At 42.7% G+C, this 19,334-nt stretch carries 18 protein-coding genes; 13 read left to right on the top strand and 5 right to left on the bottom strand.

Annotated elements, in window-relative coordinates; all coding sequences use genetic code 11:
* Positions 1 to 17: 17 nt before the first annotated feature.
* Entirely contained in the window at positions 18 to 206 is a 189-nt protein-coding gene (locus COV43_04355) for a hypothetical protein (GenBank protein PIR25584.1), read from the bottom strand.
* A gap of 186 nt (positions 207 to 392) precedes the next feature.
* On the opposite strand from COV43_04355, the gene tig reads away from it, so the two are divergent.
* The 6 genes from tig (at position 393) to pckA (ending at position 9,913) form a co-directional block, all read left to right on the top strand.
* Positions 393 to 1,796 carry a trigger factor gene (gene tig, locus COV43_04350; protein ID PIR25583.1) on the top strand — a complete coding sequence of 468 codons (1,404 nt, stop codon included), beginning with the start codon at positions 393 to 395 and terminating at the stop codon, positions 1,794 to 1,796.
* Between the two features lie 20 nt (positions 1,797 to 1,816).
* Positions 1,817 to 2,416 carry an ATP-dependent Clp endopeptidase, proteolytic subunit ClpP gene (clpP, locus tag COV43_04345; protein ID PIR25582.1) on the top strand — a complete coding sequence of 200 codons (600 nt, stop codon included), beginning with the start codon at positions 1,817 to 1,819 and terminating at the stop codon, positions 2,414 to 2,416.
* A 43-nt stretch (positions 2,417 to 2,459) separates the two neighbouring features.
* Positions 2,460 to 3,719, top strand: a complete 1,260-nt coding sequence (locus tag COV43_04340; protein ID PIR25581.1) for an ATP-dependent Clp protease ATP-binding subunit ClpX — start codon at positions 2,460 to 2,462, stop codon at positions 3,717 to 3,719.
* A gap of 96 nt (positions 3,720 to 3,815) precedes the next feature.
* Positions 3,816 to 6,284 (top strand): endopeptidase La, encoded by a 2,469-nt coding sequence (locus COV43_04335; GenBank protein PIR25580.1) that lies wholly within the window; start codon positions 3,816 to 3,818, stop codon positions 6,282 to 6,284.
* A 143-nt stretch (positions 6,285 to 6,427) separates the two neighbouring features.
* Positions 6,428 to 8,212 carry a chloride channel protein gene (locus COV43_04330; GenBank protein PIR25579.1) on the top strand — a complete coding sequence of 595 codons (1,785 nt, stop codon included), beginning with the start codon at positions 6,428 to 6,430 and terminating at the stop codon, positions 8,210 to 8,212.
* A gap of 123 nt (positions 8,213 to 8,335) precedes the next feature.
* Complete coding sequence (pckA, locus tag COV43_04325) at positions 8,336 to 9,913, top strand: phosphoenolpyruvate carboxykinase (ATP) (GenBank protein PIR25578.1); 1,578 nt, start codon at positions 8,336 to 8,338, stop codon at positions 9,911 to 9,913.
* 48 nt (positions 9,914 to 9,961) lie between these two features.
* Here pckA and COV43_04320 read toward each other — a convergent pair whose 3' ends face one another.
* Together COV43_04320 and COV43_04315 are read right to left on the bottom strand one after the other, a co-directional pair.
* Complete coding sequence (locus COV43_04320; GenBank protein PIR25577.1) at positions 9,962 to 10,486, bottom strand: hypothetical protein; 525 nt, start codon at positions 10,484 to 10,486, stop codon at positions 9,962 to 9,964.
* Positions 10,487 to 10,993: a hypothetical protein gene (locus COV43_04315; protein ID PIR25576.1), complete on the bottom strand. Its 507-nt coding sequence runs from the start codon at positions 10,991 to 10,993 to the stop codon at positions 10,487 to 10,489.
* A 187-nt stretch (positions 10,994 to 11,180) separates the two neighbouring features.
* On the opposite strand from COV43_04315, the gene COV43_04310 reads away from it, so the two are divergent.
* The 6 genes from COV43_04310 (at position 11,181) to COV43_04285 (ending at position 17,384) form a co-directional block, all read left to right on the top strand.
* The gene (locus tag COV43_04310; GenBank protein PIR25575.1) at positions 11,181 to 11,801 is read left to right on the top strand and encodes a succinate dehydrogenase; all 621 of its coding nucleotides are present in this window, start codon (positions 11,181 to 11,183) and stop codon (positions 11,799 to 11,801) included.
* Between the two features lie 52 nt (positions 11,802 to 11,853).
* The gene (locus tag COV43_04305) at positions 11,854 to 13,605 is read left to right on the top strand and encodes a succinate dehydrogenase flavoprotein subunit (protein PIR25706.1); all 1,752 of its coding nucleotides are present in this window, start codon (positions 11,854 to 11,856) and stop codon (positions 13,603 to 13,605) included.
* A 49-nt stretch (positions 13,606 to 13,654) separates the two neighbouring features.
* Positions 13,655 to 14,401, top strand: coding sequence for a succinate dehydrogenase iron-sulfur subunit (locus COV43_04300; GenBank protein ID PIR25574.1), 747 nt, complete (start codon positions 13,655 to 13,657; stop codon positions 14,399 to 14,401).
* A 117-nt stretch (positions 14,402 to 14,518) separates the two neighbouring features.
* On the top strand, positions 14,519 to 15,682 hold the full coding sequence (locus tag COV43_04295) for an ADP-forming succinate--CoA ligase subunit beta (protein PIR25573.1): 1,164 nt from the start codon (positions 14,519 to 14,521) through the stop codon (positions 15,680 to 15,682).
* A 30-nt stretch (positions 15,683 to 15,712) separates the two neighbouring features.
* On the top strand, positions 15,713 to 16,585 hold the full coding sequence (locus COV43_04290) for a succinate--CoA ligase subunit alpha (protein PIR25572.1): 873 nt from the start codon (positions 15,713 to 15,715) through the stop codon (positions 16,583 to 16,585).
* Between the two features lie 250 nt (positions 16,586 to 16,835).
* Positions 16,836 to 17,384 (top strand): hypothetical protein, encoded by a 549-nt coding sequence (locus tag COV43_04285; GenBank protein ID PIR25571.1) that lies wholly within the window; start codon positions 16,836 to 16,838, stop codon positions 17,382 to 17,384.
* 75 nt (positions 17,385 to 17,459) lie between these two features.
* On the opposite strand, the gene COV43_04280 is transcribed toward COV43_04285, so the two are convergent.
* On the bottom strand, positions 17,460 to 18,461 hold the full coding sequence (locus COV43_04280) for a hypothetical protein (protein ID PIR25570.1): 1,002 nt from the start codon (positions 18,459 to 18,461) through the stop codon (positions 17,460 to 17,462).
* A gap of 10 nt (positions 18,462 to 18,471) precedes the next feature.
* Positions 18,472 to 18,744, bottom strand: a complete 273-nt coding sequence (locus tag COV43_04275; protein PIR25569.1) for an acylphosphatase — start codon at positions 18,742 to 18,744, stop codon at positions 18,472 to 18,474.
* 50 nt (positions 18,745 to 18,794) lie between these two features.
* Between COV43_04275 and COV43_04270 the strand changes: the two genes are divergently transcribed.
* A complete protein-coding gene (locus tag COV43_04270; protein PIR25568.1) occupies positions 18,795 to 19,232 on the top strand; it encodes a Holliday junction resolvase RuvX in 438 nt (145 codons plus the stop codon).
* Positions 19,233 to 19,334 lie beyond the last annotated feature (102 nt).

The raw sequence follows: 19,334 nt of genomic DNA, 5'->3' as shown, positions 1-19,334 counted from the left end.
TTCCGCCACCGCAGCACTCAAAAATCAAGGAAACTTCGAAGAAAGTGCATTCCATTTATTCGAAGCGGCGGCCTATCTATCGGGTTTTCATTTTGCTGACAAGCGAAATATGTAAGTTCTTGCAAAAGGATAACCCAGGTTTTTATCTCCTCTTCCTTGAAGGAGTGGATTAAGGTGAAGGCGAGTTTTTTGATTCCGATTTTCACCTTTTTTCCGTTTCGCGAAGAGAAAAGATGGTAAAAACGTCCTATAACGCAAAGAAACTGCCGAAAATGACCAAAAATGATAGAACGTGCTAAAAAGTATCTGCTTTTTCCCCTTTTCTTGATATCATTTACAACTCCCGCTAAGGGTGTGCCCGCAAGTGCCGGCCTTGTGCATTTTTTGGCTGGATCTTCAGGGAAGAAGATGGAATAAGCGCGCGCAATTACATTTTACGTCAACAGCATGAGAGGGAAATTATGAAAGCACATGTAGAAACTATCAGCAGTGTAAAACAGGCCATCAACGTTGAGGTTCCTGAAAAACTCATTCAATCCAGCCGCAAGAAAACCTTGCAACGGTTGGCCAAAGAAGTTCGTATTCCCGGCTTCCGAAAAGGCAAGGTTCCCACCGCCATGCTTGAAAAGAAACTTGGCGCCGAAATGGACCAAGAGCTGGTGAAGCAAATTGTGCAGGATACCTATCCAGAGGCAGTAAAAGAAGCAAAGGTGCAGCCCCTTTCCGAGCCACGCATCGAGCCAGGCATGTACGAAAAAGGGAAGCCGTTTTCATACCGTGCGCTTTTCGATGTTTTTCCAGAGATAAAGGTTGAAGATTACAAAGGCATCAAGCTTGAGGCTGAAGAATGTAAGGCAAGCGAAGAGGACCTTGAAAATGAACTTACGGTTTTGCAAAGACAAATGACACAGTTGGAGCCGCTTGAAGAGGGTGAGCTCTCGGGTGAAACCATGGCGCTTATTGACTTTAAGGGCACCGCCGATGGCGAAAGCTTCAAAGGTTCCGAAGCCAAAGACTTTGTGGTTGAATGTGGCACCGGCCAGTTGTTGGCAGTGTTTGAAGATCAAATTAAAGGAATGAAAGTGGGCGAGACGCGCACCATTCACTTCGATTATCCCGAAGATTATTTCAATTTTGATGTTGCCGGAAAAAAAGGTGAGTTTGAAGTAAAGCTGAAAGAACTCAGGAAAAAAATAGTGCCGGAACTTAATGACGACTTGGCAAAATCTTTAGGCGATTACAAAAACTTTGCAGCATTTAAAGCTGATCTTGAAAAGCGAATTGCAGAGGCAAAAAGTGAAATGGATCGTCGCCAACTCCACAGAAAAATCATCGAACATTTGTGCGAAAAAAATAAAATCGAAGTTCCAGAAGTAATGTTACACACCGAACTCAGCTCTATGCTTGAACAGCATAAGCGAGAGCTTGAGTCAAAAGGGCAAAGCTTTGATACAGCTCACTTTGACGTGCAACAGTTTATTACCGGAAATCATGATGAAGCCATGCTTCGCACCAGAGCTTTCTTGTTGGTGAACGCGATTGGCAAGCAGGAAGACATCAAAGTGGAAGCAGCCGAAATTGAAGCGCGCATTGAACTCATGGCAAAGCAAGCTGGCAAGCCACTTCAAGAGGTGAAGGCTTTTCTACAACAACAAGGTTCATTGGGACGTGTAGAATCTGAACTTTTCTTGGAGAAAGCGCTTGATTTTGTGCTAAATGAAGCTAAAATAAAACGAGTAGCTCAAAAAAACGAAAAAAATACAAAAAAACCAAGCAAAGTTAAAAAAACGAAGTAGCTTTCATAAAGGCAAAAACCGTGAAAAATGAACTAATCCCAATGGTTGTTGAGCAGTCTGCTCGTGGTGAAAGAGCCTTTGATATCTACTCTCGCCTCTTGAAAGATCGTATTGTTTTCATTGGGGAAGCCATCACCGATTCTTTGGCCAATGTGGTAATAGCCCAGTTGCTTTTTTTGGAGTCTGAAGATCCAGAGAAGGATATCTTTTTGTATATCAATTCCCCAGGAGGTGTGGTTACTTCAGGGATGGCCATTTACGATACCATGCAATACATCAAACCGCAGGTTTCAACTTTGTGCATGGGGCAGGCTGCAAGTATGGCCGCTGTCCTCCTTTCCGGCGGAGCCAAAGGAAAGCGTCATGCGCTTCCGTATGCCAGAATTATGATTCACCAGCCTCTTGGCGGGTTTCGTGGTCAGGCGAGTGATATCGATATCCACGCGCGAGAAATTCTTCGCATGCGTGAAGAGCTCAACGGTATTTTAGCGAGTCACAGCAATCAGGATATTTCGCGCATAGCCCAAGATACTGAGCGTGATAATTTCATGTCCGCGCAGCAAGCAAGAGATTATGGGCTTATTGATGAAGTGGTTACATACAGAAAAATGAAAAAATAACGATTTCTACGAGGCGAGTTTTTTCGCCATACACGAGGAAGCCATGTCGCAACAACCTCCAATCGATGACAACTTAGACCTTTGCTGCTCCTTTTGTGGAAAAAGTCAGCGCGAAGTCAAAAAGCTGATCGCTGGTCCAAACGTTTACATTTGTGATGAGTGCATCGACTTGTGTAACGATATCGTTGCCGAAGAAAATACACGTGGTCTTCAGTCTGGAGAGAAGCTCAGTGTTCCAAAGCCAGCTGAAATTCACAAAGTGCTTGATGAATATGTGATCGGTCAAGAGATGGCGAAAAAAGTGTTGTCGGTTGCGGTTCACAATCACTACAAACGGATCGAACAAAAAAATCACGGCTATGCCGATGATGTTGAAATTCAAAAATCAAACGTTTTGCTTATTGGCCCAACAGGAACGGGAAAAACTCTTTTGGCGCAAACTTTAGCGCGTCTTCTTAAGGTTCCCTTCGCTATTGCAGATGCCACAAGCCTCACCGAAGCAGGTTACGTTGGAGAAGATGTTGAAAATGTGGTGCTTTCTTTGCTTCAAGCTGCAGATTACGACAAAACGCAAGCCGAGCGCGGTATCATCTATATAGATGAGGTAGATAAAGTTGCGCGTAAGTCTGAAAATCCTTCCATCACTCGCGATGTTTCTGGAGAAGGTGTTCAGCAAGCGCTGCTCAAAATTATTGAAGGAACCATTGCAAGTGTTCCACCCAAAGGCGGAAGAAAACATCCACAACAAGAATTTATTCCTATCGATACTTCAAATATTCTTTTCATTCTTGGCGGAACGTTTGTGGGCTTGGAAGAAATAATCGAACGACGATCTGGGGAAAAACGCTTGGGCTTTGGTTCAGATGTGAAGTCGAAGAAAAAAGGAACAGAGAACACTATTCGCGAAGTACAAATTGAAGATCTTCAAAAATTTGGACTCATTCCAGAATTCATGGGACGAATTCCGGTTATTGCTACCCTCGACAACCTCGATGAAAAAGCGCTCGTCGAAATTTTATCTGAGCCAAAAAATGCATTGGTAAAGCAATATATTCGCTTGCTCGAAATGGAAAAAATTAAACTCAGCTTTACCGAGGGCGCACTAAAAGCCATTGCAAAAGAAGCCATTCGCAGAAAGTCTGGTGCTCGAGGTTTGCGCGCCATCATCGAGCAAGTAATGTTAGATGTGATGTACGATGCACCTTCTCAAAATGACATCAGAGAAATTGTCATCAACGAAGATGTTATTAAGAAAAAGTCGAAGCCTTTGCTTGTCTTCGAAAAGCAAGCTGAGACTGCCTGACCAAGACGTGTTCTACGTTTTTCTTAACGATCTTTCAATCACGGTGTTTTTTCCATCTTCTTTCCGAAGAGGGAATTTGAATAAAGGGGAGACTTTATGCCTGATCAAGAAAATGAAAATAAACCAAGTGTTCCAAGTAACACACCAGTTTCTGGTTCATCAGTAGTTCCGCTTTTGCCACTTCGTGATATCGTTGTGTTTCCGCACATGGTGGTTCCTCTTTTTGTAGGCCGAGAAAAGTCGATAGCTGCGCTTGAAGAAGCGATGAACAAAGAGCGAGATGTTTTGCTTGTTGCTCAAGTGAACGCAAAAACCAATGATCCAAAACAAGAAGATATTTACAAAGTAGGTACGCTTTCATCTATTATTCAATTGCTTCGACTTCCCGATGGCACTGTCAAAGTGTTGGTAGAAGGGAAGAAGCGAGCACGTGTTGTGCAGTATTTAGAAAATCCAAATTTCTTTTTGGTGGCAGCTGAAGCTGTTCAAGATGCCGATATCAACACAGTTGAAATTGAAGCGTTGATGCGCGGTGTGAAATCAACTTTCGAACAATACGTAAAACTCAACAAACGCATTCCGCCAGAAATGCTGGCAAGTGTTTCTACTATTGATGAAGCTTCGCGTCTCGCAGATACAATAGTGGCGCATCTTTCCTTAAAGCTTCCTGATAAACAAAAAATTTTAGAAATTGTTGAACCATCAGGAAGACTCGAACGTTTGATGAGCTTGATGCAATCTGAAATTGAAATTTTGCAAGTTGAACGTCGCATTCGCTCGCGTGTGAAAAAGCAAATGGAAAAAACACAGCGTGAATATTACTTGAACGAGCAAATGCAAGCGATTCAAAAAGAGCTTGGAGAGCGAGACGAGTTCAAAGCTGAAATTCTCGAAATTGAAGAGAAAATGAAAAAGAAAAAACTCAGTAAAGAAGCTCGAGAAAAACTAGAAAAAGAAATTAAAAAATTAAAAATGATGAGCCCAATGTCCGCAGAAGCAACAGTGGTGCGTAATTACATCGATTGGGTTATCGGACTTCCTTGGGGAGAATGCACAAAAGATAAAAACGATTTAAAAGAATCTGAAGATATTTTAAACGATGATCACTTTGGTCTCGAGCAACCTAAAGAACGCATTCTTGAATACTTGGCTGTGAAGTCGTTGGTGGACAAAATGCGCGGACCAATTCTTTGTTTGGTGGGGCCTCCGGGAGTAGGAAAAACATCTCTCGCTCGTTCCATTGCAAGAGCTCTTGGAAGAAAATTTGTTCGCATTAGTCTTGGCGGCGTTCGTGATGAAGCTGAAATTAGAGGACATCGTCGCACTTACATTGGAGCTATGCCAGGAAAGCTTATTCAATCAATTAAAAAATCGAATTCTTCAAACCCAGTTTTCTTGCTGGATGAGATTGATAAAATGAGCATGGATTTCCGTGGCGATCCAAGTTCCGCTTTGCTTGAGGTGCTTGATCCAGAACAAAATGAAAACTTCAACGATCACTACCTCGATTTAGATTACGATTTGTCAGACGTGATGTTCATCACAACAGCAAATACATTGCCGAATATTCCTGGTCCACTTCGCGATCGCATGGAAGTGATTCGTATTCCGGGTTACACCGAACTTGAAAAAGTAAAAATCGGAGAAAAATATCTGGTGACCAAACAATGTGAAGCAAACGGTCTCGATATAAAAAATATCGAATTTACCGAAGATGCTCTCAAGTTTGTGATCCGCCACTACACAAGAGAAGCCGGCGTTCGTAACCTTGAAAGAGAAGTTGCTTCGGTGTGCAGAAAAGTTGCAAAAGAAGTTGCTTCCGCTGGAGAGAAAAAGAAAAAAGTTCGCATTACTCCAAAGCGTATCGAGCTCTTACTTGGCGTTCCACGATTTTCATTTGGAGTTGCCGAAGAAAAAAATCAAATCGGTGTGTGTACCGGCCTTGCGTGGACCGAAGTTGGTGGCGAATTGCTGACCACTGAAGTTTCAATTATGCCAGGAAAAGGAAAACTGATTGTTACCGGAAAACTTGGCGATGTGATGAAAGAGTCTGCTCAAGCAGCTATTAGTTACATTCGTACCAGAGCTAATGAACTTAATCTCAGCACCGATTTTTACGAAAAAATTGATATCCACATCCATTTACCTGAAGGTGCTATTCCAAAAGATGGTCCTTCTGCTGGTATCACGATGGCCACAACCGTTACCTCGGCATTGCTTCAAATTCCAGTTCGAAAAGATATAGCCATGACAGGTGAAATTACACTTCGTGGCAGAGTATTGCCAATTGGCGGTTTGAAAGAGAAGCTGCTTGCGGCGCATCGTGGAAATATCAAAGAAGTGCTCATTCCAAAAGAGAATGAAAAAGACTTGAAGGACATTCCGAAGAAAATTTTGAAAGATTTAAAAATTATTCCGGTTGAGCATATGGATCAGGTTTTAGAAAGAGCTCTTATTCTTTCAAAAGGCCAAAAACTCTTTCACAAAAAAAACAAGAAAGATGCTTGGAATCACTTGCTCTATCAAACCGACCACAAAACCGGTGATATCGTAAATCCGCACTAAAGATTTTTCTCCACTCTTAAAGCCGCTAGTAAAATGCTAGTGGCTTTTTTTTGTATTTCGGATGCTATCCTTGACATTTAAAGAAGGCTTCATCATAGACCAGGCTTCATTCACATTTTGATCCAAAAAAGAGGTTCTTTTCTATGGAGAGAGTAAAAAAGCTATTTGCGATGAGTGCAGGATCTTCTTCGAGAGCATTCGCTTTTCTGAAGCAGATTTTTACTTCAGGTACGGCAACTCAAAAATTTGTAGCTCTCTCTTTGCTTGTGGGCGTCATTACTGGTTTTGCTTCCTATCTCTTCAACGAACTCTTAAGTTTTCTTTCGGAATACCTTCTTCATTTTGATTCACACGGTGTTCCCAAAAGATCGTATGCTCTTTTTTTCATTCCTGCTTTGGGAGGTTTGATTATTGGCCCCATGGTGACGAAGTGGGCAAAGGAAGCAAAAGGGCATGGTGTGCCCGAAGTGATGTTTGCAGTGGCGAGACGGGAAGGCAAGATTCGCCCTCGCGTTGCGGTGGTGAAGGCAATTGCAAGTTGTATCTGCATCGGGAGCGGAGGCTCAGCCGGAAGAGAAGGCCCTATCGTGCAAATTGGCTCTGCATTTGGATCTGCGGTTGGTCAGCTTTTTAATATGTCGGGGCGTGTAACCAAAATGTTGGTTGCATGTGGCGCTGCTGCAGGTATTGCAGCAACCTTTGGCACTCCTATTGCGGGGGTGCTTTTTTCGCTTGAAGTGATTCTGCAAAAATTTTCGGCCAATTCATTTTCGATGGTGGTGATTTCTGCGGTGACAGCGTCAGCCGTTGCCAGGCTAACACTTGGTGAAAGTTTCTTTTTCACTATTCCAAAATACGATCTCAACTCGGTATGGGAGCTTGGGCTATATGCTCTTCTTGGTGTTATTGGTGCGGTGTGGGCAAAAATTTTCACCACTGTTCTTTATGCATTCGAAGATTTCTTTGACGAAAAAGTAAATGTTCCTGATTGGACGAAACCTGCTATTGGTGGGCTTTTGCTGGGAGTGCTTGGTTTTTTAATCCCAGAAGTTTTGAGTACTGGCCATCACATTACAGAAGTGGCGCTTTGGGGAAAGCTTTCCTTCGGAGCGTTGCTTTTGTTTACCGTGGCCAAACTTTTTGCCACTTCATTTACTCTTGGTTCTGGCGGATCGGGTGGAATTTTTTCGCCGTCACTTTTTATGGGTGCCATGCTTGGAGGATGTATTGGTACGCTCTACGCAAAAATATTTCCAGGCCTTGGCATTCTTCCAGGGGCCTACGCGCTTGCCGGTATGGGAGCAGTGTTTGCGGGTGCAACAAGAGCTCCTATCACGGCTGTGTTAGTTGTTTTTGAAATGACCAATGACTACAAAATTATTCTTCCCATGATGACCGCTGTAGTTTCAGCTACACTTATTTCATATGCTTTTGGAGAAGAAACCATTTATACCAAAAAATTGCTGAGACGAGGCATTAGGTTGGGCGAAGACGAGAGTAAAAATATTCTTTCCACCATTACCGTTGCACAAGTAATGACAAAAAACGTTGATACACTTTCTGAAAACATAAAGCTTAAAGAAATCATTGGTTACTTTCACAAAAATGTTCACAACGGTTTTGTGGTGGTGAATGATGCAGGCGAACTTTCTGGCTTAATTACCTATCCAGAATTAAAATCCACTCTTCCTCTGTTGGCCGAACTTGGAGATGTGCTGACCGCAAAAGAAATAATGCGCACAAGTCCACCAACGGCGAGTCTTGAGGAAACTTTAGACCTTATTTCAGAAAGGCTTCGCTTCAAAGACATCGATCGTCTTCCCGTTGTAGATGAGGCCAACCACCTGAAAGTGATCGGTATTATCAGCCGGCACGACATTTTGGCTACCTACGCCAGTGCCAGTGAGGGAAGAGAAAAGGCATTTTAAGCGGAATCCTTGTTCTTTGGCTTGAAATCGCGTTTTTGAGCCTTTTTTTCTTGCCATCCCCCATAATCTTAACTACAGCGGGGACAACTGGTCTCTTACAATCTTTTGAAGAAGGAGTGTCTCGTGTCTACGTATAATTTAGAAGCCTTGGGTTTTTCCCCAAAAAAGGAAATTTTTCGAAACCTTTCAACTGACGAGCTGATCGAGCACGCCATTCGCTGCAACGAAGGAGCTTTGGCCAAAAATGAAGCCCTTGTTGTCTCCACTGGAAAATACACGGGAAGATGTCCAAAAGATCGTTTCGTTGTTTCAGATGAAAAAACAAAAGATAAAATTTGGTGGGGAAAAGTAAATCATCCTGTTTCCAGCGAAGACTTTGAATATTATTGGAATAAAGCGTTGAAGCACTTGAACGAAAAAGAGCTTTACGTTTTTGATGGGTTTGCTGGTGCCGAACATGACTATCGCCTTCCAGTGCGTGTGGTAACTGAAAAAGCGTGGCAGTCACTCTTTGCGCAGACTCTTTTTATTCGTCCTACTGAGGCGCAACTTCAAAACCATGTGCCAGGATTCACGGTTGTAAACGCTTGCGAAATCAAAGCAGAGCCTGGTGTGCATGGCGCAAAAACTGAAGTGTTTGTTGGCCTCGATCTCAGCGGAAAACGCATTGTCATTTTAGGAACAGAATATGCCGGCGAAATGAAAAAAGGCATTTTCTCGGTGATGAATTATTTGCTTCCACAAAAGCATGTGCTTTCAATGCACTGTTCTTCAAACATAGGTGAATCTGGCGATACCGCATTGTTCTTTGGTTTGTCGGGCACGGGAAAAACAACACTCTCCGCAGATCCAAAGCGTAAGCTTATTGGAGACGATGAGCATGGTTGGAACGATTGCGGCGTTTTCAATATCGAAGGCGGTTGTTACGCAAAAGTGATTAAGCTTTCTAAAGAAGCTGAGCCTCAAATTTGGAATGCCATCGGCCGAGGCAGTGTGCTTGAAAATGTAGTGATGAACGAAGCGGGTGAAGTGGATTACAACGATGATTCCATCACCGAAAACACGCGCGCAACGTATCCCATCGAAAAAGTTCCAAACGCTGTGCTTGAAGGTGTTGGTGATGCTCCCAAAAATATTTTCTTTTTAACGTGCGATGCATTTGGCGTTTTGCCTCCATTTTCAAAACTTACTCCTGAAATGGCGATGTATCATTTCCTTTCAGGCTACACGGCTAAAGTTGCAGGAACCGAAGCTGGTGTAACAGAGCCAACAGCAACGTTTTCTGCTTGTTTTGGAGATCCTTTCTTGCCGCTTCATCCAACTGAATATGCACACTTATTGGGTGAAAAATTGAAGAAGGGCGATGTGAAGTGTTGGCTTGTCAACACCGGTTGGAGTGGTGGAGCTTATGGAACGGGAAAGCGAATGAAAATTAGCTTAACACGTTCATTGCTTGATGCAGCACTTTCCGGAAAGCTAGACAACGTAGAAACCACAGCCCATCCGGTTTTCCAGGTGCTTATCCCAAACACTTGTCCCGGTATTGAAGACACTACCGTGTTAAACCCACGCAACACTTGGGCCGATAAAGAAGCTTACGATTCAAAAGCAAAACAATTGGCCGAAATGTTCGCAAAAAATTTCGAACACTTTTCAGCACAAGCAAGCGACGCCGTAAAAGCCGCTGGGCCTAGAGTTTAAAGCTTATCTGCACTTGAGTTTTTCAAAACCCCTCGAAAGAGGGGTTTTTTATTTTTCGGGAAGTATTTCTTCGAGAGCGTAAAGTGTTTTTTGTGGGAATTGTTTTATGGGGTAGTACTTTTCAATAAGAGCACATGCTTTTTTATAGGAGCTTAAGTTTAAAAATCGCAAAAGATATCGAATGTCTTCTTCGTCATGAAACTCTTCTCCAATACGCATGGCAAGGCACTTCATGGCCAAGAGGTATTCGGCATTAGCTACCATTATTTTAAGATTGCTCAAGTCTAAGAAAGGAACAAACTTTCCTTTTTGGCTGAGATAGCCCTTCACGCTATCATTGAGCCAATCCGCATCAAGCTTCGCTTTCACGGCAACCCTTGCCGCTGCTTGGCGTATTTTTGTGCTTGGTTCAAAAAACGCATCCACATCTTTTGTTGCATCTCGTGCTTGGAAGACAAGGCACATAACAGCGCCGCCAACAAGATACAGTTCACCTTGCACTTTTTCTTGTGTAAGCTCTTCATTCAGAAGATGAAAAAGTTTTTTTATTTTTTTTTCTGTAAGTGCACTCATTTACACACGAGCTCCTATGCTTGAATCAATAAAAATATTTCTCCGCCGAAAAGAAAGGGGAGAATGAAGTAAAAGATAGAAATGAAGTTTTTTAATGATGCTTCCAAACACAGCTTCATCAAGCCTGTCTATATCTGCAAGATGCCGTGGAAAGGCGCAGCCCTTCTGGCTTGCAGCTTCTTCAATCATGGCTGCTACATAATTTTGTAAGTATACCGATAAGTTTTGAGGAAGTGGTTCTGCTACAGATTCTTCAAACGTTTGTGCAGACATGCTTACAAAGAGATCGTGTATTTCGGCAAGGATGTAACTTGCAGTTTTTGCTGCAGCAAGAGCTTTAAGCAATTCGCGAAACTTTTTTTTCTGAGAAGGAAAAAGGGAGAGCAGCACATACTCTGACATGTCTAATCCAGCTTTTTTTGCAGCCTTACGAAGAGCTTCTTTTTCCTCTGCCGAAACTCGAATCTGAAGTTGTACATTTTTTGTGGGTTTTGCCATAGAGCTCATGATACAGCTTCTTTATGAGATATGTCAATACTCTGTATTGACATATTGTAACAAGAGCAGCAAAAGAAGAAATGGGCTTACACTGCTAACCACCTGCTTTAGCAATAGATTTTGCATTGGTTTTCCCTGATTTGGGCTTGACCTTCATATCCTGCAACTGTATACAACGGCCACGTTTGGAGGAAATATGTTATCAACAGCTGTCAATACGCATTATTTTTGGTTGCGAAGGGTTCATTCACTTTTAGGACTTTTTCCATTTGCCTTTTTTCTTTTCACCCATTTCCTTTTTAATTCCACCGTGTTGATGGGGCCGGAAGCCTTTAGCAATTTTGTGGCTGGAACCCAAAATTTTCCTCTCACCATTTTTCTCGAAGTAGGATTGCTTGCTGTTCCTATTCTGTTTCACATTTTGCTTGGAATTGTCATCGTCTACAGTGGCGCTTCAAACGTAAGCCGTTATGGATATTATCGTAACTGGATGTACATGTTGCAACGCGCAACTGGCGTTCTATTAGTTCCTTTCATTGCATACCACGTCTGGCATACTCGCTTGCGACAAGTGTTTACGGGCCATCATGTCGATTATCAATACATGCACGAATACTTATCTCCCATGGGAGTGAAAGTGTTGTACGTCATTGGTATTTTGGCAGCGTGTTTTCATATGACAAATGGTATTGCCACCATGCTCATTACTTGGGGCATCACTCAAAGCAAGCGTTCGCAAGAAGTGACCTCGTATCTCTTGTGGCCACTGTGTGTGATCATGTCCATTTGGGGTATTGTCATCATTCTAGCGTTTTAGTCATTGGCAGGAAAGGCTTGTGCCACCTGCTTTAGAAGTTGTAGAGGGTTCTATGGGAAAACCAAAAATAATTGTTGTGGGTGGTGGGCTTGCAGGCCTTATGACCGTGATTAAGGCATGTGAAAAAGGAGCTGAAGTTCAGCTTTTTTCTCAAGTGCCTGTTCGTCGTTCACATTCTGTTTGTGCACAAGGTGGAATTAACGCGGCCATCGATACCAAAGGTGAAGGCGATTCGCCGTATCAGCATTACCGCGATACCGTTTATGGTGGAGATTTCCTAGCACATCAACCGCCGGTAAAGGCCATGACAGCTGAAGCTCCCAAGATTGTACATTTGTTCGACCGCATGGGAGTGATGTTCAATCGTACTCCCGAAGGCGATCTCGATCTTCGCAGTTTCGGCGGAGCAAAAAAACGCCGTACCGCATTTGCAGGTGCAACCACTGGCCAGCAGCTTATGTATGCGCTCGATGAGCAAGTAAGACGGCTTGAAGTTGAAGGATGCGTCACCAAATTTGAAGGTTGGGATTTTATGTCCATCATTAAAGATGGAAAAGGTCGTTGCCGTGGTATTACAGCACTCGACATGAAAACCATGGAAACAAGGGCTTTCCCGTCTGATGCTGTTTGTCTTTCAACAGGCGGCTACAGTTATTTATATGGAAGATGCACTGGTTCTACTCACTGCGCTGGCTATGCAACCACGCAAGCCTACACACAAGGTGCTATTTTTGCCAATCCTGAATTTGTGCAAATCCATCCAACTGCCATTCCTGGAACTGATAAGATGCGACTCATTTCAGAAGCCGTTCGCGGTGATGGTGGAAGAGTGTGGGTGCCTAAAGATGGAAAGACATGGTACTTCCTTGAAGAGTGGTATCCAGCCTACGGAAACACCGTTCCGCGCGACATTGCAGCCCGAGCCATTTGGAAAGTAGTAAAAGATTTGGGGCTTGGAGTTGATGGTGGTGAATGTGTTTATTTAGACGTTACACATATTGATCGAGAACGCCTCGACTCACGTTTAAAAGGTGTGCTTGAAATTTACGAAAAATTTGTTGGTGTTGATCCTCGTGATGTTCCCATGAAAATTTTTCCTGGAGTTCATTACACCATGGGCGGTCTTTGGGTAGATTACAAACACATGACAAACATTCCAGGGTTGTTTGCTTCCGGTGAGTCTGATTACCAATACCATGGTGCAAACCGTTTGGGTGCGAACTCACTCCTCTCTACTGTTTACAGCGGAACCGTTGCAGGGCCTGCTATGGTTGAGTTTGCCAATGGTCAAGACAAAGGTGCCGAAGACCTTGAAAGCTCAGTGAGAGAATCAGAACTTGAAGAACAAAATGCGTTCAATCGAAAACTGATGAATATGAACGGCTATGAGAATCCTTATAAAATTAAGCAAGAGTTGCATGACCTCATGACCAACAATGTGTATGTGGTTCGCGAAAATGAAAAAATGAAAAAAGTTGATGCAAAAGTGCTTGAATTGAAAGAACGCTTTTTGCGAAGTCGCTTGCTTGATAAAGGTTCATGGACGAACTATGAAATCACGGCCATGCGTACTTTGCATAGTCAGTTTGATTTAGCGCGCGCGGTTGCTGGTGCAGCACTCAACCGAAACGAAAGTCGTGGAGCGCACTACAAGCCTGAGTTTCCCGAGAGAGACGATGCAAATTGGATGTGCATTACAAAAGTTTCACATACAGAATCTGGGCCAGATTTTGATTACTCTGAGAAAATTGATATCGACGATTACGATCCAGTTGAACGTCGTTACGATGTAACACGCAAGTAAGATATTTTTTATTGTTCGATATTGTGAAAATGAAATATGAGGTTTTATCATGAGTGAATTTGTTCATGTAAAAATTAAGCGCCAAGATGGACCAGACGATCTCCCTTATTGGGAAGATTTTCACATCAACTACAAACCTCACATGAATGTGATTACGCTTTTGCAAGAAATTCAGCGTAATCCCATCAACGCTGATGGATTACCAACTACACCTGTAGCTTCAGATTATTCGTGTTTAGAAGAAGTGTGTGGTTCGTGCACGATGAATATCAACGGGCGTGTAAGACAGGCCTGTACTGCATTAGTGGATCATCTCGATCATCCCATCACCTTGGAACCCATGAAAAAATTTCCAACGGTGAGAGATCTTGTGGTTGATCGAAGCAGCATGTTTGAAGCGCTCAAAAAAGTAAACGCGTGGGTTCGTATAGATGGCACTTTCGATAAAGGTGCTGGTCCAAAAATGTCTTCCGAAAAACAGCAGAAGGCTTATGAATTTTCACGTTGCATGATGTGTGGTTGCTGTTGTGAAGTGTGTCCGCAGTTTAACGATCGCTCTCCCTTCATGGGCCCATTTGTGATGGCTCATGTCAACTTGCTTAACCATCATCCTGTTGGAGAGGGAACAAAGGCCGAGCGTCTCGATGCCCTCATGGGGCCTGGCGGAATTGCAGATTGTGGAAATGCACAAAACTGTGTAAAGGCCTGCCCAAAAGAAATTCCGCTTACCGATGCCATTGCGACGTTAGGTTGGGACACCACGAAGCATGCATTGAAAAAAATATTTAAAGCGTAAAATGTCGTTATTGTTTTTTCACTCAAAAAATAATAACTCCCCCAACCCCTCTTAATCTAAGAGGGGAGAAGGCTTTCGACAAATTGCGTAATACACTTTAAAAAACGAGAGGCAGATATGAAATTACATGAACATCAAGGCAAAGAACTTTTGCGCAAATATGGCGTCAGTGTTCCTGCTGGTCACGTTGCTTTCAAACTGGAAGAGGCGAACAAAGCTATTGATGCAATGACGTCAAAAGTTATTGTAGTAAAAGCGCAAATCCATGCTGGAGGCCGCGGAAAAGGCGGTGGTGTAAAAGTTGCCAAAACAAAAGGAGATGCAAAGCAATATGCAAAAGATATTTTGGGTATGAATTTGGTTACGCATCAAACAGGCCCCGAAGGAAAACAAGTTTCACGTCTTTTGCTTGAAGAAGGCTGCAATATTGCGCGCGAACTTTACATTGGCATCACCTTAGATAGAGCTTCATCACATCTTACGCTCATTGCTTCTACCGAAGGTGGAATGGAAATTGAGGAAGTTGCCGAGAAGCATCCTGAAAAAATGATTAAAGAAAGCATTGATCCCAATACTGGATTTACAGCCGAGCAAGGCCTTCGTGTTGCAAAAGCACTTCAGTTGGAAAATGAAGCACAGTCTAGCTTTACCGACTTTGTGCAAGCTTTGTATCTCGCTTATCTTGAAACAGATGCGTCACTTGTTGAAATCAATCCTCTCGTTGTAACGGGTGAAAATAAATTGATGGCGCTTGATGCAAAAATCACCGTTGATGATAACGCGCTTTTCCGCCATCCAGAACTCGAAGCTTACCGCGATCTCACCGAAGAAGAACCAAGTGAAATTGAAGCGAACAAATTTGGTTTGAGCTACATCAAGCTAGATGGAAATATTGGTTGCATGGTAAATGGAGCTGGACTTGCCATGGCTACTATGGACATCATCAAATATTATGGTGGTGAGCCAGCCAACTTTTTGGATGTGGGTGGTTCTGCTACAAAAGAAACAGTAACTGAAGCATTCAAGATTATTTTGAAAGACAAAAACGTAAAAGGTATTTTGGTAAACATTTTTGCTGGCATTATGAAATGCGATATTATTGCCGAAGGGGTTATTGCAGCAGCAAAAGAGCTAGACGTGAAAGTGCCGCTTGTTGTGCGTTTGCAGGGAACCAATGTTGAAAAAGGTCGAGATATTTTATCAAAGTCGGGCCTCAATATTGTGCCAGCCGAAGGTCTTGCCGAAGCGGCGCAAAAAATTGTAAAAAGTTTAGCACATTAATGAATCTTTAAAAATGATATTGGAGTGCATATGAGTATTTGGGTAAACAACGAAACACGATTAATTGTTCAAGGCATCACTGGTTCGCATGGAAAATTTCATGCGCTTGGTTGCCGCGATTACGGTACAAACGTGGTGGGTGGTGTCACTCCGGGAAAAGGTGGCCAAGAAGTTGAAGGTATTCCTGTTTTCAATTCTGTGGCTGATGCCATGGAAAATACAGGCGCCAATGCGACCATGATTTTTGTGCCAGCAAAATTTGCAGCAGCAGCCATAGTTGAAGCTGTTGATGCCGGAATGCCGCTTATTTGCTGCATCACAGAAGGTATCCCCGTTTTAGACATGGTGAAAGTGAAAGAATATCTGCGCGGAAAAGAATCTCGTCTTATCGGGCCAAACTGTCCTGGCATTATTACTCCGGGCGAATGCAAAATTGGAATTATGCCTGGCCATATTCACATGGCGGGAAATATTGGCGTTGTCTCTCGCAGCGGGACGCTTACCTACGAAGCCGTAGATCAACTGACAAAACTTGGGCTTGGCCAATCAACGTGTGTTGGTATTGGTGGAGATTCAATTCCGGGCACAAAATTTATCGACGTTCTCCAAGCTTTTGAAGCTGATGTTGAAACAAAAGCAGTGGTGATGATAGGCGAAATTGGTGGGACAGATGAAGAAGAAGCAGCGGATTATGTGAAGGCTAAAATGACAAAACCTGTTGTGGGTTTCATTGCTGGTCAAACAGCTCCTGCCGGAAAACGTATGGGCCACGCGGGTGCCATCATTGCAGGTGGAAAAGGAACCGCAAAAGATAAAATGGAAAAGCTAGAGTCTTGTGGAATTAGTGTTGCCAAAAGCCCAGCTGAAATTGGAGCTACCCTTAAAGCTGCAATAGCACACTAGAGCTGTTGATAATTAAAGACAAATTATTGATTTCATAATTTTTTCTATTTACGGTTGTCATCCTGAACGTAGTGAAGGATCTCCTCGCAAATACAGTAGATTCTTCGCTTTGCTCAGAATGACAAGAAGCTGATTGTCATCACGCCCTAGTTTTTCTCTCTTTCTTTCCTCTTGACCGCATCAATTCTTTGCTTATGGTGTGAGTTCGAGATAGAATGTGAAAAGTTTTTCATAACAGAGAGGAAATCCCATGAAGAAAAATGTTTCTCTTACCCTTGCCCTTTTCCTATTCGGAAGTCTGATGTTTTCTTGCGAAAAATCGACAGGGTCATCGTTGCTGAATCCAAACGATCCGTCTCAGCAAAAGGCTGGAGGCGAAGAAGGCGTGGATGTGCCGTCAGATTTATCTGGCATTTCGCTTGCGACGGTCTCCATCAAAACTGCTGATGAAACTATCTCTGTCACCGTTGAAGTTGCAAAAACACCAGAGCAACGTGCACAAGGCTTGATGAATCGTGAAGCTCTTCCTCAGCAAAACGGCATGTGGTTTGTGTTTGATCAAGAAGTGGAAGATTCTTTTTGGATGAAAGATACTTTTATTCCACTGGATATTATTTTTGTGGGAAAAGATTTGAAAGTGGTAAGCATCATCGAGAACACCGTTCCGGAATCTACTGAACTTTTACATTCCGCTAAGCCATACAAATATGTACTTGAGGTGAATGCAGGTTTTGTAAAACAGCATAAAATTGAAGTAGGCGATGAGATGGAATATCGTTTCGGCCCAGCAGAATCATAACAAAAAAAACAACTGAAAAAGAAAAACCCCTGTTTGCTTCATGCAGACAGGGGTTTTGTTTTGTGATAAAAATATTTACTTGCTCTCGGCAGATTTGCTTTGGTCGGGGTTTTGCTTAAGTTTAATACTTTTTTGAATATCAGCAGGAGAAATTGAGGCGGCTTTGTTTTCTGATTTATCTTTTGCTTCAGCAGCCTTCTCGGCAGCAGCTTTTCGTTTTTCATCTTGGGGATAAACAACAGAAGCTTGCTTTTTAAGATTATCAATCTCAGCGAGTTTTATGTTTGCGCCAATTTGGTAAGCAATACGATCTTTCACTTCTTCAAACTGAGCAAGTTCTGCAGCTTTGGTGACCGTGATAAGATGATATCCTTTTGCCGTTTTGATGGGGCCGGAAACTTCGCCAACTTTCATCTCGAAAGCTTTTTCCACAAGGGGATCAAAGCCGCGTGCCGCAAGGCGTTGGTCGTTTTTTGAAGCTTGGCCAAGTTGTCCACCGCGAGACTTGCTGATGTTGTCGTCGCTGAGTTCTTTTGCAAGGGTTGCGAAATCTTCACCTTTTTCGAGACGAGCTTTTATGGCTTTAATTTTATTCAAAGCATTTTCTTCAGCTTTTCCAGCAGCAGCTTTTTTATCTTTTGTAGTATCTTCAAAGCTGATCATGATGTGTGCTAATTCTAAATGAGTAAATTCATCTTGATGCTCCTCGTAATGTTTTTTTGCAGCATTTTCAATTTCACCAATTAAGTAAGCGCTAGAGATAATGTTGCGGCGGTAAAAATCGAGCGTCCTTTTTACTTTTGGATCTCGGTTCATCCCTTTTTTTACGGCTTCTTGATAGAGCAATGATTGGTTCACAAGTTCAGCCAAAACACGTTCGCGCGTAGAAGGGTTTGCAATTTGGCCTTTTATGCGAGGATCAATTTCAGCCAAAAATTCCAAGTCTGCCTCGGTAATGGTGTCTCCATTTATGTTTGCCAGCACATCACTAGAATGGGAAGTGTTAGAACTACACGAAAGTGTAGAGAGGAAACAAAGTGAAAAAAAGAAAGTGAAAAATGCATTTCGGTAAAACATGTGGACTCCTTTAGCGAAGAATGGTGAATGCTGTGAACTCTTGAGTAGCCGAAGAAATTTTTCTTGAGACAGAATCTACTTCAGCTTGAGTGGGACCTTCTTTACACCATCTAAAGAATTCATCAAGCGCTTCTTTTTCCCCTTCGGCGACGACTTCCACATCTCCGTTTGGTAAGTTTTTTACGGTGCCCATAAGCGAAAGAGAGTGTGCAATTTTTTGCGCGGAAGCACGATAAAATACTCCTTGGACTTTTCCAGAAATGTGCATAGTGTATCGAATCATTTCTGCAGCATAAAAGAGAAAAAAGAAGAAAGCAAAATCAAATAAATCACATGAGAATACTTTGCCTCGATATTGGAACAAAACGCATTGGCATTGCGGTTAGCGATCCCATGGGATGGACTGCGCAAGGCTTAGAAACCTGGGAACGAAAAGGGCAATCAAAGGATTTCGAACATATTTTGCATCTATGCCAGGAATATGAAGTGAAAAAAATAATTGTAGGAAGTCCTCTTGATGCTGAAGGCCAAAAAGGAAAGAGTGCATTGGGCATCGAGCAGCTGCAAGAAAAACTGAGGGCTTTCATAAATCAAACGCTTCCCCAGCTTGAAGTGCAAAGTTACGACGAACGCTATTCAACTGCAGAAGCTGAAGAGAGGCTTATCGCAGCTAACGTTAGCAGGGCCAAACGAAAAAAAGTAATCGATAAAATGGCCGCCGTTGTTATTTTGGAAAATTATTTGCGTGAACTAGAGTCTACGGATATTTAGGTTTTTGTCATCCTGGGCATAATGGCAAAAAATGTGTGCTATTTAGGTTTGAGAAAGAAGTAATAAGCAAAGTAATTTTTTCTTTTATGAGGTGCAAGCCCA

This window comes from Deltaproteobacteria bacterium CG11_big_fil_rev_8_21_14_0_20_42_23 (genome assembly GCA_002796345.1).
Classification (GTDB): Bacteria; UBA10199; UBA10199; order 2-02-FULL-44-16; family 2-02-FULL-44-16; genus 1-14-0-20-42-23.
Note: the sequence above shows the minus strand (reverse complement) of the source record. Positions and strands in the feature narration are given on the sequence as shown.

Bases quoted from the DNA above. Each gene is read 5' to 3' on its own strand.
- COV43_04335 (PIR25580.1), top strand. From the start codon at position 3,816: ATGCCTGATCAAGAAAATGAAAATAAACCAAGTGTTCCAAGTAACACA.
- COV43_04295 (PIR25573.1), top strand. From the start codon at position 14,519: ATGAAATTACATGAACATCAAGGCAAAGAACTTTTGCGCAAATATGGC.
- COV43_04280 (PIR25570.1), bottom strand. From the start codon at position 18,461: ATGTTTTACCGAAATGCATTTTTCACTTTCTTTTTTTCACTTTGTTTC.
- COV43_04320 (PIR25577.1), bottom strand. From the start codon at position 10,486: ATGAGTGCACTTACAGAAAAAAAAATAAAAAAACTTTTTCATCTTCTG.
- COV43_04315 (PIR25576.1), bottom strand. From the start codon at position 10,993: ATGAGCTCTATGGCAAAACCCACAAAAAATGTACAACTTCAGATTCGA.
- COV43_04285 (PIR25571.1), top strand. From the start codon at position 16,836: ATGAAGAAAAATGTTTCTCTTACCCTTGCCCTTTTCCTATTCGGAAGT.
- COV43_04310 (PIR25575.1), top strand. From the start codon at position 11,181: ATGTTATCAACAGCTGTCAATACGCATTATTTTTGGTTGCGAAGGGTT.
- COV43_04330 (PIR25579.1), top strand. From the start codon at position 6,428: ATGGAGAGAGTAAAAAAGCTATTTGCGATGAGTGCAGGATCTTCTTCG.
- COV43_04275 (PIR25569.1), bottom strand. From the start codon at position 18,744: ATGATTCGATACACTATGCACATTTCTGGAAAAGTCCAAGGAGTATTT.
- COV43_04270 (PIR25568.1), top strand. From the start codon at position 18,795: ATGAGAATACTTTGCCTCGATATTGGAACAAAACGCATTGGCATTGCG.
- COV43_04300 (PIR25574.1), top strand. From the start codon at position 13,655: ATGAGTGAATTTGTTCATGTAAAAATTAAGCGCCAAGATGGACCAGAC.
- COV43_04290 (PIR25572.1), top strand. From the start codon at position 15,713: ATGAGTATTTGGGTAAACAACGAAACACGATTAATTGTTCAAGGCATC.
- COV43_04305 (PIR25706.1), top strand. From the start codon at position 11,854: ATGGGAAAACCAAAAATAATTGTTGTGGGTGGTGGGCTTGCAGGCCTT.
- COV43_04340 (PIR25581.1), top strand. From the start codon at position 2,460: ATGTCGCAACAACCTCCAATCGATGACAACTTAGACCTTTGCTGCTCC.